This window comes from Amnibacterium endophyticum, assembly GCF_042680685.1.
Lineage (GTDB): Bacteria > Actinomycetota > Actinomycetes > Actinomycetales > Microbacteriaceae > Amnibacterium > Amnibacterium endophyticum.
Map to the genome: position 1 here is coordinate 13,330 of NZ_JBHUEA010000025.1, position 13,629 is coordinate 26,958.

Consider the following 13,629-nt stretch of genomic DNA (forward strand, 5'->3'; position numbering starts at 1 on the left):
GATGGCTGCGTGACCCGGCTGTTCGAGACCCCGTCCGTCGACGAGCTGCGGCGGCGCGGCAGCGCCAAGTGGACCGCGTTCCCCGGCGCGATCGGCGCCTTCGTCGCGGAGACCGACTTCGGCCTCGCCCCCGTCATCCAGGAGGTGCTGCGCGACGCGATCGCCGACGGCCGCCTCGGCTACCTGCCGCAGTCCGTCGTGCGGGACCTGCAGCTGGCGACGGCCGGCTTCGTGGAGGACCGCTACGGCTGGTCGGTGCCGCCCGAGCACGTCCGGCCGGTCGGCGACGTGCTGACCGGCCTCGACGTCTTCCTGAAGCAGTGGACCGACCTCGCCCGGCCGGCGATCGTGCCGACCCCCGCGTACATGCCGTTCCTGCGGCTGCCGCAGGCGGTCGGCAAGCCGATCGTCGAGGTGCCGAGCCCCGTGGTCGACGGCCGCTACGAGCTGGACCTGGACGGGATCGCGGCCGCGTTCGAGGCCGGCGCCGACACGCTGATCCTCTGCAACCCGTGGAACCCGACCGGCCGCGTGCTGACCCGCGAGGAGCTGCTGGCGGTCGCCGAGGTCGTGTCGGCGCACGGCGGCCGCGTCTACTCCGACGAGATCCACGCGCCGATCGTCTTCCCCGGCCACAGCCACGTCCCGTACGCCTCGGTCAGCGAGGCGGCGGCCGCCCACACCGTCACGGCGGTGAGCGCCTCGAAGGCCTTCAACCTGCCCGGCCTCAAGTGCGCGCAGCTGCTGTTCACCTCGGACGACGACGCGGAGCGCTGGGACCGGCAGGCGGGGTTCGCAGCGCACGGCGCCGGCATCCTCGGCGTGCTCGCGAACACCGCCGCCTACACCGACGGCGGCCCCTGGCTGGACCAGGTGCTCGCCTACCTCGACGAGGGCAGGCGCCTGGTCGAGCGGCGCCTCGCCGAGCGGCTGCCGCAGGTCGGCTTCCGAGCGCCGGAGGGCACCTACATCGGCTGGCTCGACGTCACCGCGCTCGACCTCGGCGAGCAGGCCTCGACCGCGGTCGTGGAGCGCACGGGCGTCGCCCTCACCGACGGGCTCGCGTGCGGCGCGGCCGGCGCGGGGCACCTGCGGCTGATCATGGCGACGCCGCACCCGGTGCTCGACGAGATCGTCGACCGCCTCGCGGGCGCCTACGCCTGAGATGGTCGTGCTGACCAGCCGCCGCGCGGTGCTGGTCGGCGCCGAGGCGAGGCCGGGACGGCTGCGCCTCAGCGAACGCAGCCTCCGCTTCGAGCCGCTGGAGGGCGACGGGCTCGCGATCCCGCTCGCGGACGTGCGCCGCGTCGCGCTGCGCCGCCGGGTGCTCGTGGTCGAGCACGCGGGCGGGGAGGTGCGGCTGCGCTGCTTCGGCGTCCGCGGCGTCGCCGGGCTGCTCGTGCAGGCGTGCGCGCGCCGCTGAGCGCACCCTGAGCAGCCCGCAGCATCACGGGCGGCGTTGCGCAACGCCGCCCGTGATGCTCAGGGCTGCACTACGCGGCGAGCCAGGCGTCGATGTCCGCGAGCGCGCGCCGCTTCACCTCGTCGGGGGCGCCGGAGGCGGTGAAGGAGGCGCGGGCGCAGGCGGCGAGCCGCTCGTCGTCGAGCCCGAGCGCCGAGCGGCACAGCTCGTACTCCTCGAGCAGGCCCGGCCCGAACTGCAGCGGGTCGTCGGCGTTGATCGAGCAGGTGACGCCGGCGGCGAGCAGCGCGGGCAGCGGGTGGTGCTCGAGGTCCGGCACGACGTGCAGCCGGAGGTTCGAGGACGGGCACACGTCGAGGCAGGTGCCGAGCTCCGCGAGCCGCGCGACGAGGCCCTCGTCCTCGATCGCCCGGACGCCGTGCAGGATCCGGTCCGCGTGCAGCAGCTCGACCGCCTCCCGCACCGACTCCGCGCCGACCAGCTCGCCCGCGTGCGGGGTGATCAGCAGCCCGGCGTCCCGCGCGATCGCGAAGGCGTCCCCGAAGGGCGCGGCGGGCGCGCCGCGCTCGTCGGCGTGCAGCCCGAAGGAGACGACCCCGCTGCCCGCCCACGCCGCCGCGAGGCGGGCGTCCTCGAGCGCGAGCTCCACCGGGAACGTGCGCGCGGAGGCGATCATCGCCCGGATCGTGACGCCGGTCCGCACCTCCGCCTCGGCGGCGAGCTGCAGGAGGTGCTGCAGCGCCGCCTCCACGTCGCCGTCGAAGAGCGCCGCGTGGAGCACGGGCGCGAGGGTGACCTCGACGTAGCGGGCGCCCTGCGCGGCCGCGTCGTCGGCGAGGTCGTCCATGATGCGCGCGAGGTGCCGCCGCGACCGGATCAGGCCGAGCACGTCGCCGTACGCCGCCTCGAAGTCCTGGAAGTCGTCGAACGGCGCCCACCGCGGCACCGGCTGGTCCGCCTCCGCGGCGAGCTCGGCGAGCGTCGAGGGGCGCATGGCCGCCTCGAAGTGCAGGTGCAGGTGGGCCTTCGGCAGGGCGGCGAGATCGCGGGTCACGGCACCATCCTCCCGACTCGACGTGTCGCGCGGATGACGGAGTCCTCGAGGCGGTCGCCCCCGGCCTCCGCGCATCGCGGCGCGCTCAGCCCGCACGCACGACCGCGGCGCAGTCTGGCGACCATGCAGTACACGCATCTGGGCCGCTCGGGCCTGTCCGTCTCCCGCCTGGTGCTCGGCACCATGAACTTCGGGATGGAGGCGGAGGAGGCCGACAGCCACGCGATCATGGACGCCGCGCACGACGCCGGCATCAACTTCTTCGACACCGCGAACCGGTACGGCGGGAGGACCGGACCGGGCGGCACCGAGTCGATCATCGGCCGCTGGTTCGCGCAGGGCGGCGGCCGCCGCGAGCGCACGGTGCTCGCGACGAAGCTCTATGGCGACATGCCGCTCGGTGAGCGGGACTCGTGGCCGAACGGCGGGAAGCTCTCGGCGCTGAACATCCGGCGCGCGCTCGACGAGAGCCTGCAGCGCCTGCAGACCGACCACGTCGACCTGTACCAGTTCCACCACGTCGACCGGGACACCCCGTGGGACGAGATCTGGCAGGCGATGGAGGTCGCGGTCGCCCAGGGCAAGGTGCTCTACGCGGGCAGCAGCAACTTCGCCGGCTGGCACCTCGCGACCGCGCAGGAGGCCGCGCGGAAGCGCGGCTTCACCGGGCTCGTCTCGGAGCAGTCGCTGTACAACCTCCTGGCGCGCACCGTCGAGCTCGAGGTGATCCCGGCCGCGGAGCACAACGGCATCGGGATCATCCCGTGGTCGCCGCTGCAGGGCGGGCTGCTCGGCGGGGTGCTGAGGAAGGAGCGCGACTCGAGCCGACGCACCTCCGGCCGCGCGAAGGAGTCGCTCGAGGCGCACCGCGAGCAGATCGAGCAGTACGAGGACTTCGCGGACGAGCTCGGCCACGAGCCCGGCGACGTCGCGCTCGCCTGGCTGCTGCACCAGCCCGCGGTGACCGGGCCGATCATCGGGCCCCGCACCCGCGAGCAGCTCGACGCCGGGGTCCGCGCGCTCGACGTGCACCTCGACGCGGACGCGCTCGCCCGCCTCGACGAGATCTTCCCCGGCCACAAGCCCGCGCCGGAGGACTACGCCTGGTAGCCCCTTCCATCTCGTAGGCACATCCCTCGCCGGAGGCGGGGGTGTGCCTACGAGATGAAGAGTTGCAGGGCTGGTCGCTGCTCGGGCACCCTGGCCGGCTGCGATCTGCGGCCGGCCACCGCGCCGCGACTTCCGGAGGCCCCCGTGGCGCACCTCGAGCTCGCGCACGTCGACCACGCCCTCGACGACGGGCGGCCGCTGCTGCGCGACGTGTCGCTCCGAATCGGCGAGGGCGCGAAGGTCGCGCTCGTCGGCCCGAACGGCATCGGCAAGACGACCCTGCTCGGGCTGCTCGACGGGCGGATCCCGCTGCAGGAGGGCACCCGCGGCCTGTCCGGCCGCCTCGGGGTGATGCGCCAGTTCATCGGCTCCGTCGGCGGCGACGCGACCGTGCGGGACCTGCTGCTCACGACCAGCCCGGCCGCGATCCGCGCCGCCGCCGAGGCGGTCGACGCGGCCGAGGAGAGCGTGGTGCTCGACGACTCCGAGCGGACGCAGATGGCGTACGCCCGCGCGCTCGCCGACTGGGGCGACGCGGGCGGGTACGACGAGGAGGTCCGCTGGGACGCGGCCACCGTGCAGGCCCTGCACGTCCCGTTCGAGCAGGCCCGGTACCGCCGGGCGTCGACGCTGTCGGGCGGCGAGCAGAAGCGCCTCGTGCTCGAGTGCCTCTTCAGCGGCCCGGACGACGTGCTGCTGCTCGACGAGCCCGACAACTACCTCGACGTGCCCGGCAAGGAGTGGCTGGAGCAGCAGGTGCGGGACTCGGCGAAGACCGTGCTGCTCGTCACCCACGACCGCGAGGTGATCGCCCGCTGCGCGACCGCGATCGCGACGCTCGAGCGCGGCGGCGCGGGCGCGACCCTCTGGCTCCACGGCGGCGGTCTCGACACGTACCGGCAGGCACGGGTCGACCGCAACGACCGGCTCGACGAGGTGCGGCGCCGCTGGCTCGAGGAGGAGCAGAAGCTGAAGGACCTCGTCGCGATGTACAAGGTGAAGGCCGCGTACAACTCGGACATGGCCTCGCGGCTGCAGGCGGCCCGCTCCCGGCTGGACCGGTTCCGCGCCGAGGGCATGCCGGAGGCGGCACCCGTGCCCGAGAAGGTCGCGATGCGCCTCACCGGCGGCCGCACCGCGAAGCGGGCGATCACCTGCGAGCGCCTCGAGCTGACCGGGCTGATGCGCCCGTTCTCGACCGAGGTGTGGTTCGGCGACCGCGTCGCGGTGCTCGGCAGCAACGGTTCCGGCAAGAGCCACTTCCTGCGCCTGCTGCGGCAGCTCGACGACGCCCGCGTCGACCAGGAGTCCGTCGGCGACCCCGTCGCGCACACCGGGGTCGTCCGGCTCGGCAGCCGCGTGCGCACGGGCTACTTCAACCAGACGCACGACCAGCCGCAGTTCACCGGCCGGACGCTGCTGCAGATCCTGGACGCCGGCGACGCCGACCGCGCCGGGATGGACCGGGGCGCGGCGAGCGCGGTGCTGAACCGCTACGGGCTCGTGAAGAGCGCCGAGCAGCGGTTCGAGAGCCTGTCGGGCGGCCAGCAGGCGCGCTTCCAGATCCTGCTGCTGGAGCTGGAGGGCGCGACGCTGCTGCTGCTGGACGAGCCGACCGACAACCTCGACTTCGAGTCCGCTGAGGCGCTGGAGCAGGCCCTCGACCGCTTCGAGGGAGCCGTCCTCACGGTCACCCACGACCGCTGGTTCGCGCGCACCTTCGACCGCTTCCTCGTGTTCGACTCGGACGGGCGGGTGCGGCAGTCGGACGTGCCGGTCTGGGACGCCGGTTTCGTGCAGCGGGCCCGTTGACCACCTCCGTCTCCAGGGCCTTGCCGCTCTCGTCCCCGTCCGCGGCCCGGAGGGGGACGGAAGCGGCAAGGCCCGACCGGAGGTGCGCCGGAGGCATGCTGGAGGCGTGGAGGACGAGGCGCGGCGCCGGGTGCTCGCGGTGCGCGAGGACGCGCTGCGCACCGTCGCCGAGCTCGACCGGCGAATCCACGACGTCGTGACCGCTCGGGCGGACGCGAACTCGGACGACGAGCACGATCCCGAGGGCGCGACGCTCGCGTTCGAGCGGTCGCAGGCGGACGCGATCCGCGCGGCGGCCCTCCGCCGGCTGGACGACGCGGAGCAGGCGATGCGGCGGCTCGACTCGGGCGAGTACGGGCGCTGCGCCGTCTGCGGGGAGCCGATCCCCGAGGGGCGGCTCGAGGCCCGGCCGCTGACGGACCGCTGCGTCCGGCACGCCTGAGCGACACTCCCCCGGCCGGCGTCCCCGGATCGCGCGCCGATGATGCAGAATCCCCCGGTGATCGCGCCCCGCCGCCTCCCCGCACCATTCGGATCCGAGGCGTGAGGCGCGCGATCGCCACGGTCGCCGCGCTCGCGTCCGTGCTGCTCCTCGGCGCCTGCTCGAGCCCGACGCCCGGCCCGTCGACGACCGCGGCGCCCGTGACGATGTCCGCGCCGCAGCAGGTGCAGCGCCCCGTGATCAAGGCCGGTGCCGAGCACCCGAACTTCGTCTTCGTGCTGGCGGACGACTACGCGATGAACCTCGTGAAGCACATGCCGCAGCTGCAGAAGATGCAGGTCGACGGCCGGACGATGAACAAGCACTTCGTCGTCAACTCGCTGTGCTGCCCGTCGCGCTCCTCGATCTTCACGGGCCGCTACCCGCACAGCACGGGCGTGTTCACGAACGCGGGCACCGACGGCGGCATCTCGGGCTTCCACCACTACGGCGACCAGAAGCACTGCTTCGCGGTCGCGATGCAGAAGGCGGGCTACCGCACCGCCTTCATGGGCAAGTACCTGAACGGCTACATCCCCCAGACGATGAAGCCGGAGCCCGGCTGGGACGAGTGGGTCACCGGCGGGGGCGGCGGCTACGCCGAGCTCGGCTACACCCTGAACGAGAACGGCGTCCCGCGCCACTACGGGCACCGCCCGCAGGACTACATGGTCGACGTGCTGAGCCGGAAGGCGGCGGGCTTCATCCGCGACACCGCCCCGACCGGTCAACCCTTCATGCTCGAGGTCGCGACCTACGCGCCGCACGACCCCTACGTGCCGCCGAAGCGGTACGTCGGCACGATGGCGCACGTCCCGTACCCGCGGACGCCCGCGTGGAACGCGACCGTGCAGGACGCCCCGAAGTGGCTGCGCGGCCACTACCCCCTGACCAGCCGCGAGAAGGCCGAGATCCGCCGCGACTGGGAGCGGCGGCTCGAGGCCGACCTCGCGATCGACGACCTGATCGGGAACCTCCGCAAGCAGGTCGCCGCGTCGGGCATCGAGCGGGACACCTACGTCGTCTTCACCTCCGACAACGGGCTCCACATGGGCGAGTACCGCCTGACGCCCGGCAAGGAGACCGCGTTCGACACGGACGTGCAGGTGCCGCTCGTCGTCACCGGGCCCCGGGTGCCCGCCGGCACGAGCACGGACCTGATGTCGTCGAGCATCGACATCGCGCCGACCTTCCTCGACCTCTCCGGCGTCGGGACGGACCCGAAGGCGGACGGGGTCAGCGCCGCGCCGCTCTGGCTCGGCCAGCAGCCGAAGCACTGGCAGCAGGCCGTGCTGCTCGAGCACCACCACCGGCAGGGCGTGCCGGGCGACCCCGACCTGCAGAACAAGCGCGGCGCGGACCCGCCCGGGTACGCCGCCGTGCGGACGAAGGACTCGCTCTACGTGCGCTACGCGGACGGCGAGCAGGAGTACTACGACCTGCGGCACGACCCGTACGAGCTGCACGACCGGGTGAAGGCAGGGGTGCCGTCGAACCTCGTGCGCGCGCTGCACCGGTTGACGACGTGCAGCGGCCGGGCCCAGTGCCAGGCCGCCGCCAGGCTGGGTTAGGCAGGATCGCTGCAGGCCGCACCCCGCGGCGTCGAGGGAAGGAGCCCTGCATGCTGCGTGCGATCTACGTGAGGACGCTGAAGGAAGGCGTCAGCGACGACGACTACATCGCCGCCTGGATGCCGGAGGGGGTCTCCCGCGAGGACTACCAGGCGAAGGTGACCGTCTCGCACTCCACGGTCCACGAGCGCCAGACGGTGACCGTGTTCGAGTTCGAGGGCGACCCCGACGACGTGCTGGAGGAGCTGGGCGGGCTGGTCCGCCCCGACTGGCGCGACCGCGTCGCCGAGGTCGTCGAGGGCACGGACGTCGAGACGATCTACGTCGACACCACGTCCTACGGCACGGCGGGCCGCCCGCAGGGCTGACGCCGCCGCGAGCCTCGCGACCGCCCCCACGCGCGATCCGGGGCGGTCGCGAGGCTCCTCGCCGCACGTCGACCGCCCCGCTGGTCGAGGTGCGAGCGCAGCGAGCCTCGAGACCGCTCCCGCAGACCGCTACTTCGCGCGGAGCAGGTCGTCCAGCATGCGGCCGATGCCGCTCTGCACGAGCGACATGTGGCCCTCGCCCGGCACGATCCGCAGCTTCGCGCCCGGGACGTGGGCGCCGAGCCACGTGGCGTGGTCGGCGGGCACGGACTTGTCCAGCTCGCCCTGCCAGAGGTGCACCGGCACCGCGATGTCGTCCATCGCGAAGCCCCACTCGTCGATGAAGGCCAGGTCGTCGTCGATCCAGCCCTCGACGCCGTGCCGCAGCGCCTCCTTGAACGAGGCGGCCGTGTCGTCCCCGAACTCGCCGGAGAGCGCCTCGCGGTCGACCGCCGGCAGCAGCGACGACAGCGCGTTCGTGATGCCGCCCGCGTCCGTGTTGCTCAGCTGCTCCCCCGCCTCGAGCAGGTAGGCGCGGAGGGCGGACTCGCCGCCCCGGGCGGCGCCGAACTCCTGCAGGTTGTCGGTGCCCATGCCGGCGTAGAAGTCGAGGTCGGCCGCCGAGTGCGGCCCGACGCCCGCCATCACGAGCGCCGCCTGCACGCCCGGCAGCAGCGCGGCGCACGCCAGCGCGTGCGGGCCGCCGCCGGACCAGCCGGCGACGAGGCTGCGATCGGCCTTCAGGTGCTGGAGCACCTGCGTGGTGTCCTCGACCACCTGGGCGACCGCGCGGTCGGGCCGCCGGGTCGAGTCGCCGTAGCCCGGCCGGGAGAACGACACGAGGCGCAGCCCGCGGCCCGTCACCTCGCGCTCGAGGAAGCGCGGCGGGGTGGCGCCGCCCGGGGTGCCGTGGTGGTACACGAGCGGCAGGCCCCGTGCGGGCCCGAGGACGCTGACCTCGAGGACGCGGCCGTCGGCGAGGGTGAGGTGCTCGATGGACATGCGGCGAGTCTCGCAGCGTCCCCCGGACTCATCCTGCAGACGGAACTCCGCCCGGATCCGTCGCTGCTGCGCCGGGCCGCCCCTACCGTGGTGCCGTGCTGCGCGACCTGACCCGGACGGAGCGCGCCGTCGACCTGCTGATCGCGCTGGCCTACGCCGTCGTGTTCGCCGCCGGGCCCGTCACGAGCGGCGCGTGGGATCCGGGCGCGGTGGTGCCGGCCCTGCTGCTGGCCGGTGCGCTCGCGCTCCGGCGCCTGTCGCCGCCCGTCGCCCTCGGGATCGCGTGGGCCGCGGCCCTGGTCCAGATGGCGCTCGACACCGACCCGAACCTCCTCGACGCGGCGATCCCGCCCGTCGTCTACGCCTGCGCCGCCTACGGGTCCCGCGCCACCCGATGGAGCGCCTTCGTCTCCGCCCTCGTCGGCGGCGGGATCGCGGGCGCGTTCGCCGCACGGCACTCCCTCGGCCAGCTGCTGCGGGGCGACCCGACCGAGGCGCTGCGCTCCTTCCTGATCATCGGCTCCCTCGCGGCCGTCACGCTGCTGCTGGCTTGGACGATCGGCGTGCTCGTCGCGACCAGCCGGCAGTCCCGCAGCAACCGGCAGCGGGCGGTCGAGGCCGACCAGCAGACCGCGGCGGAGCAGGAGCGGACCCGGATCGCCCGCGACATGCACGACGTCGTCGCCCACTCGCTGGCCGTGGTCATCGCGCAGTCCGACGGCGCGCGGCTGCTGCGCCGCACCGACCCGGAGGCGGTCGACGAGGCGCTCGAGACGATCGGCGGCGTCTCGCGGGCGGCGCTCGCCGACGTGCGGGTGCTGCTGCAGCAGCTGCGGTACGAGGGGACGACGAGCGTGCAGCCGGGGCTCGCGGACCTGCCGGCGCTGCTCGACCAGTTCCGGACCTCCGGGCTCGACGTGGAGGCGCACCTGGACGAGGCCGCGTCGCAGACCTCCACCTCGGTGCAGCTCGCGGCGTTCCGCATCGTGCAGGAGTCGCTGACGAACGCGCTGCGGCACGGCGACCGCGGCCGGCCCGCATCCGTCGTGCTGACCCGCACCGGGCACGGCCTCGAGGTCGAGGTGCGCTCCGCCCTCGACCCGGAGCGCCCGCCGCGACCGTCCTCCGGCGGTCACGGCCTGATCGGGATGCGGGAGCGCGCCTCCGCGGTGCAGGGCGACCTGAAGGCGGGGCCGGACGGCGAGCACTTCCGGGTGCGGGCCTTCCTGCCCGCCGGGGCGACCGCCGCGCTGCCCGTGGTGGGCGCCCGTGGCTGACGTGATCCGGGTCGTCCTCGTCGACGACCAGGCGATGTTCCGGCGCGGGGTCTCGATGATCGTGCGGTCGCAGCCCGACCTGCAGGTCGTCGGCGAGGCCGGGAACGGCGAGGAGGCGATCGCGCTGGTGGAGCGCGAGCGGCCGGACGTCGTGCTGATGGACGTGCGCATGCCGGTGCTCGACGGGGTGCGGGCGACGGAGCGGATCCTCGAGGCCGCGCGCCGCCGCGGCGAGCCCGGCCCCCGGGTGATCGTCGTCACGACCTTCGACCTGGACGCCGACGCGGCCGCGGCGATCCGCGCGGGCGCGAGCGGGTTCGTGCTGAAGGACGCCGACCCCGACTTCCTGATCGCCGCGATCCGCACCGTGCACGCGGGCACCGCGGTGGTCGCCGCGTCGGCGACGCGAGCGCTGCTCGAGCACTACGAGCCGCGCCGGTCGCGACCGGTCCCGGAGGAGTTCGAGTCGCTCACCCAGCGGGAGCGCGACGTCTTCGCGCTGGCGGCGAAGGGCCTGTCGAACAGCGAGATCGCCCGCACGGAGTACGTGTCCGAGGCGACCGTGAAGACGCACATCAGCAACGTGCTCGCGAAGCTCGGCCTGCGCGACCGCGTGCAGCTGGTGGTCTTCGCCTACGAGAACGACCTCACCGACCGCGCGTAGTCCGTTTCGAAGGTGATCCGGCGCAACCGGATCACCTTCGAAACGGACTACGCGGGTGGTCTCGAGGCTCCTCCGTCGCACCTCGACCGGCGGAGCAGGTGGCCGGTGGTCTCGAGGCTGCTCCGTCGCACCTCGACCGGCGGAGTCGGCCTGGCGGGGTGCGGGGTGCGACTCCGCCGGGAGGCGGAGGCGGTTCAGCCGCTCGCGGGACGCGCGCTGAGGATGCCCGTTCCTAGCGTCGAGCGCATGACCACCGCACTCCCGATCCCGCCCGGCGCCGAGGCGCCGTCCGCGCACCCCGTCGTCGCCGCGCGAGGGCTCACGAAGCACTACGGCGCCGGCGACGGCACCGTCCACGCGCTCCGCGGCGTCGACCTGACGGTCGCGCGCGGCGAGTTCGTCGCGATCATGGGCCCGTCCGGCAGCGGCAAGAGCACTTTGATGCACCTGCTCGCCGGGCTGGACGCCCCGAGCGGCGGCGACATCCGCCTCGGCGGCCGCGACATCCGCGGGCTGGACGACGACGCGCTGACCGAGCTGCGCCGCGAGCGCATCGGCTTCGTGTTCCAGGCCTTCAACCTCGTGCCGACGCTCGACGTGATCGGCAACGCGCTGCTGCCGTTCGAGCTGCGCGGCCGGAAGCCGTCGCGGGAGGAGCGCGCCTTCATCGGTGCCCTGCTCGACGAGCTCGGCCTCGCCGACCGGCTCGGCCACCGGCCGCGCGAGCTGTCCGGCGGACAGCAGCAGCGCGTCGCGATCGCCCGCGCGCTCGCCGGACGGCCCGAGCTGGTCGTCGCGGACGAGCCGACCGGCAACCTCGACGGCCGCACCGGCCGCGAGGTGCTCTGCCTGCTCGAGGGCGCCTCGGCCCGGTACGGGCAGGCGATCGTCATGGTCACCCACGACCCGGTCGCCGCGTCCTTCGCGGACCGCGTCGTGTTCCTCGCCGACGGGCGCCTGGTCGCCGAGCAGGGCCGCATGTCGCCCGAGGCCGTCGCCGGCTTCATGCTCTCGCTCGAGGCCGGACGATGAGCGCCGGGTCGCGGCTGCCGGTCTCCGGCGTCCTGGTGACGTCGCTCGCCGCCGCCTTCGGCGTCGCGCTGCTGCAGGGCGTCGGCCTGCTCGCCGCGACGCTGCGGGCGGATCCCGTCGCGGGCGGCAGCGGCACCGTCGCCGTGCTGCTGCAGACGGTCGGGCTCGTCTTCGTCGTCGTCGCGGTCTACGCGAGCGCGGTCGTGACGACCAACACCTTCGCGGTCGTCGTCGCGGGCCGCGTGCGGCAGATCGCCCTGCACCGCCTGCTCGGCGCGACGGCGCGGGCGGAGCGGCGGGCCGTGACGCGGGACGGCCTCGTCGTCGGCGCCCTCGGCGCCGGGATCGGGCTCGTCACGGGCACGGCGCTCGTCGCCGCGCTGCTCGGCGCCGGGCGGGCGCTCGGGCGGTTCGAGTCCGTGACCTACTCGTTCGCGAACCCGGTCGTGCTCGTCCCCGCCGCGGCGGTGCTGCTGACCACCTGGCTCGCCGCGCGCATCGGCTCGCGCCGCGTCCTCGACGTCACGCCCGTGCAGGCGCTCGGCGGCGCGGAGGAGGCGTCCGAGGAGGAGACCCGCGCCTCGAGGGTGCGCAGCGCCGCCGCTGCCGCGCTCGTCGGCGTCGGCGCGCTGCTGCTCGGCGGCGGCGTCGTGCTCGGGACCGTGTCGGAGCAGGGCCTGCTGGTCGCGTTCTGCGGCGGCGTCACCTCGTTCACCGGGATCGTGCTCGGCGCGCACCTCGTGATCCCCCGCGCGCTGCGGCTCACCGGGCGGCTGCTCGGCACCTCGCCGACCGCGCGGCTCGCGGCGGAGAACGCCGTCCGCCACCCGCTGCGCAGCACCCGCTCGACCGTCGGCCTGCTCGTGTCGGTCACGCTCGTCGTCACCTTCGGCACGGCGCTGACCACGTTCAGCGCGATGGTGAAGGCCGCGGCGGGCGACGACCCCGCCTACTACGCGGGCATCGACGCCGCCCTCGCGACCACCATCGCGGTGTTCTCGGCCCTCATCGGCTTCAGCGCCGTGATCGCGGGCGCGGGCCTCGTCAGCTCGCTCTCGCTCGGCGTGCTCCAGCGCACCCGCGAGCTCGGGCTGCTGCGCGCCCTCGGGTTCAGCGCCCGGCAGCTGCGGCGGATGGTGCTGGCCGAGGCCGGCCAGCTGGTGATGACCGCGGCCGCGCTGGGCCTGCTGCTCGGCACCGTGTACGGGTGGGCCGGCGCGCACGCGCTGCTCGGGTCGGCGCCGGAGATGCCGGGCCCGTGGTTCGTCGCGGTGCCGTGGGGCGTGCTCGTCGCGGTCGTCGGCGGCGGCCTGCTGCTCACGCTCGTCGCCTCCGTCGCGCCCGCCGGCCGTGCGACCCGCGTGTCGCCGGTCGAGGCGCTGGGGGCGGAGTGATGCGCGCCGCACCCGTCGCCGCGGCCCTCGCCCTGGCGGTGGCGCTCGCCGGCTGCAGCGCCTCGCCCCTCGTCGCGCACCGGCGGGGCGGCACCGCGGCCGATCCCGCCGCGCTGCTGAAGGCGTGGAGCACGCCCGCGACCCAGCCCGGGTGGCTGCCGGAGGACGCGACGCGGATCCGCTGGGTCGCGTCCACCCGCGGCGGCGCGGACCGGGCGGCCGCCGTGCTCGAGGCGCGTTCCGCCGGGCCGCTGCCCGACTCCTGCACCGCGCTGCCGGACGGTCGCGGGGCGGCCATCGGCGCCGCCTGGGCGCCGCAGCGGGTGCCTGCGGAGGTCCGGCGGTGCGGCAACTGGGCCGTCACGGCGATCGACGGCGGCTACTACGGCTGGACCCCGGTCGACGCCGCGGCCGCGACCGGCTGACACCCCGCGCACAACC

At 74.7% G+C, this 13,629-nt stretch carries 14 protein-coding genes; 12 read left to right on the forward strand and 2 right to left on the reverse strand.

Annotated features, from left to right (window positions below; all coding sequences use genetic code 11):
• Positions 1 to 9: 9 nt before the first annotated feature.
• Both ACFSBI_RS14100 and ACFSBI_RS14105 read left to right on the forward strand, forming a co-directional pair.
• On the forward strand, positions 10 to 1,164 hold the full coding sequence (locus tag ACFSBI_RS14100; protein ID WP_377936007.1) for a MalY/PatB family protein: 1,155 nt from the start codon (positions 10 to 12) through the stop codon (positions 1,162 to 1,164).
• Position 1,165: 1 nt separating this feature from the next.
• Complete coding sequence (locus ACFSBI_RS14105; RefSeq protein ID WP_377936009.1) at positions 1,166 to 1,423, forward strand: hypothetical protein; 258 nt, start codon at positions 1,166 to 1,168, stop codon at positions 1,421 to 1,423.
• 70 nt (positions 1,424 to 1,493) lie between these two features.
• Here the strand turns inward: ACFSBI_RS14105 and add are convergent, their stop codons facing one another.
• Positions 1,494 to 2,477: an adenosine deaminase gene (gene add / locus ACFSBI_RS14110; RefSeq protein ID WP_377936011.1), complete on the reverse strand. Its 984-nt coding sequence runs from the start codon at positions 2,475 to 2,477 to the stop codon at positions 1,494 to 1,496.
• A gap of 123 nt (positions 2,478 to 2,600) precedes the next feature.
• Between add and ACFSBI_RS14115 the strand changes: the two genes are divergently transcribed.
• From ACFSBI_RS14115 to ACFSBI_RS14135, 5 genes are all read left to right on the forward strand, one after another.
• Positions 2,601 to 3,587: an aldo/keto reductase gene (locus ACFSBI_RS14115; protein ID WP_377936013.1), complete on the forward strand. Its 987-nt coding sequence runs from the start codon at positions 2,601 to 2,603 to the stop codon at positions 3,585 to 3,587.
• A gap of 144 nt (positions 3,588 to 3,731) precedes the next feature.
• Positions 3,732 to 5,399 carry an ABC-F family ATP-binding cassette domain-containing protein gene (locus ACFSBI_RS14120; protein ID WP_377936015.1) on the forward strand — a complete coding sequence of 556 codons (1,668 nt, stop codon included), beginning with the start codon at positions 3,732 to 3,734 and terminating at the stop codon, positions 5,397 to 5,399.
• 106 nt (positions 5,400 to 5,505) lie between these two features.
• Entirely contained in the window at positions 5,506 to 5,841 is a 336-nt protein-coding gene (locus ACFSBI_RS14125; protein ID WP_377936017.1) for a TraR/DksA family transcriptional regulator, read from the forward strand.
• A 101-nt stretch (positions 5,842 to 5,942) separates the two neighbouring features.
• A complete protein-coding gene (locus ACFSBI_RS14130; RefSeq protein ID WP_377936021.1) occupies positions 5,943 to 7,451 on the forward strand; it encodes a sulfatase family protein in 1,509 nt (502 codons plus the stop codon).
• Positions 7,452 to 7,501: 50 nt separating this feature from the next.
• A complete protein-coding gene (locus ACFSBI_RS14135) occupies positions 7,502 to 7,819 on the forward strand; it encodes a hypothetical protein (protein WP_377936023.1) in 318 nt (105 codons plus the stop codon).
• A gap of 129 nt (positions 7,820 to 7,948) precedes the next feature.
• Here ACFSBI_RS14135 and ACFSBI_RS14140 read toward each other — a convergent pair whose 3' ends face one another.
• A complete protein-coding gene (locus tag ACFSBI_RS14140; RefSeq protein WP_377936025.1) occupies positions 7,949 to 8,821 on the reverse strand; it encodes an alpha/beta fold hydrolase in 873 nt (290 codons plus the stop codon).
• Between the two features lie 95 nt (positions 8,822 to 8,916).
• On the opposite strand from ACFSBI_RS14140, the gene ACFSBI_RS14145 reads away from it, so the two are divergent.
• The 5 genes from ACFSBI_RS14145 to ACFSBI_RS14165 all read left to right on the forward strand — a co-directional run bounded on the left by ACFSBI_RS14145 (position 8,917) and on the right by ACFSBI_RS14165 (position 13,613).
• The gene (locus ACFSBI_RS14145; RefSeq protein ID WP_377936027.1) at positions 8,917 to 10,098 is read left to right on the forward strand and encodes a sensor histidine kinase; all 1,182 of its coding nucleotides are present in this window, start codon (positions 8,917 to 8,919) and stop codon (positions 10,096 to 10,098) included.
• A 1-nt stretch (position 10,099) separates the two neighbouring features.
• Positions 10,100 to 10,762: a response regulator gene (locus tag ACFSBI_RS14150; protein WP_377936070.1), complete on the forward strand. Its 663-nt coding sequence runs from the start codon at positions 10,100 to 10,102 to the stop codon at positions 10,760 to 10,762.
• Positions 10,763 to 11,008: 246 nt separating this feature from the next.
• Positions 11,009 to 11,794: an ABC transporter ATP-binding protein gene (locus tag ACFSBI_RS14155; protein WP_377936029.1), complete on the forward strand. Its 786-nt coding sequence runs from the start codon at positions 11,009 to 11,011 to the stop codon at positions 11,792 to 11,794.
• Positions 11,791 to 13,188: an FtsX-like permease family protein gene (locus ACFSBI_RS14160; RefSeq protein ID WP_377936031.1), complete on the forward strand. Its 1,398-nt coding sequence runs from the start codon at positions 11,791 to 11,793 to the stop codon at positions 13,186 to 13,188. The genes ACFSBI_RS14155 and ACFSBI_RS14160 overlap by 4 nt, the downstream gene beginning before the upstream one ends.
• Entirely contained in the window at positions 13,188 to 13,613 is a 426-nt protein-coding gene (locus tag ACFSBI_RS14165; RefSeq protein WP_377936033.1) for a hypothetical protein, read from the forward strand. Before ACFSBI_RS14160 ends, ACFSBI_RS14165 begins: the two co-directional genes overlap by 1 nt.
• Positions 13,614 to 13,629: the final 16 nt, after the last annotated feature.

Bases quoted from the DNA above. Each gene is read 5' to 3' on its own strand.
- ACFSBI_RS14165 (WP_377936033.1), top strand. From the start codon at position 13,188: ATGCGCGCCGCACCCGTCGCCGCGGCCCTCGCCCTGGCGGTGGCGCTC.
- ACFSBI_RS14160 (WP_377936031.1), top strand. From the start codon at position 11,791: ATGAGCGCCGGGTCGCGGCTGCCGGTCTCCGGCGTCCTGGTGACGTCG.
- ACFSBI_RS14140 (WP_377936025.1), bottom strand. From the start codon at position 8,821: ATGTCCATCGAGCACCTCACCCTCGCCGACGGCCGCGTCCTCGAGGTC.
- ACFSBI_RS14105 (WP_377936009.1), top strand. From the start codon at position 1,166: ATGGTCGTGCTGACCAGCCGCCGCGCGGTGCTGGTCGGCGCCGAGGCG.
- ACFSBI_RS14155 (WP_377936029.1), top strand. From the start codon at position 11,009: ATGACCACCGCACTCCCGATCCCGCCCGGCGCCGAGGCGCCGTCCGCG.
- ACFSBI_RS14135 (WP_377936023.1), top strand. From the start codon at position 7,502: ATGCTGCGTGCGATCTACGTGAGGACGCTGAAGGAAGGCGTCAGCGAC.
- ACFSBI_RS14115 (WP_377936013.1), top strand. From the start codon at position 2,601: ATGCAGTACACGCATCTGGGCCGCTCGGGCCTGTCCGTCTCCCGCCTG.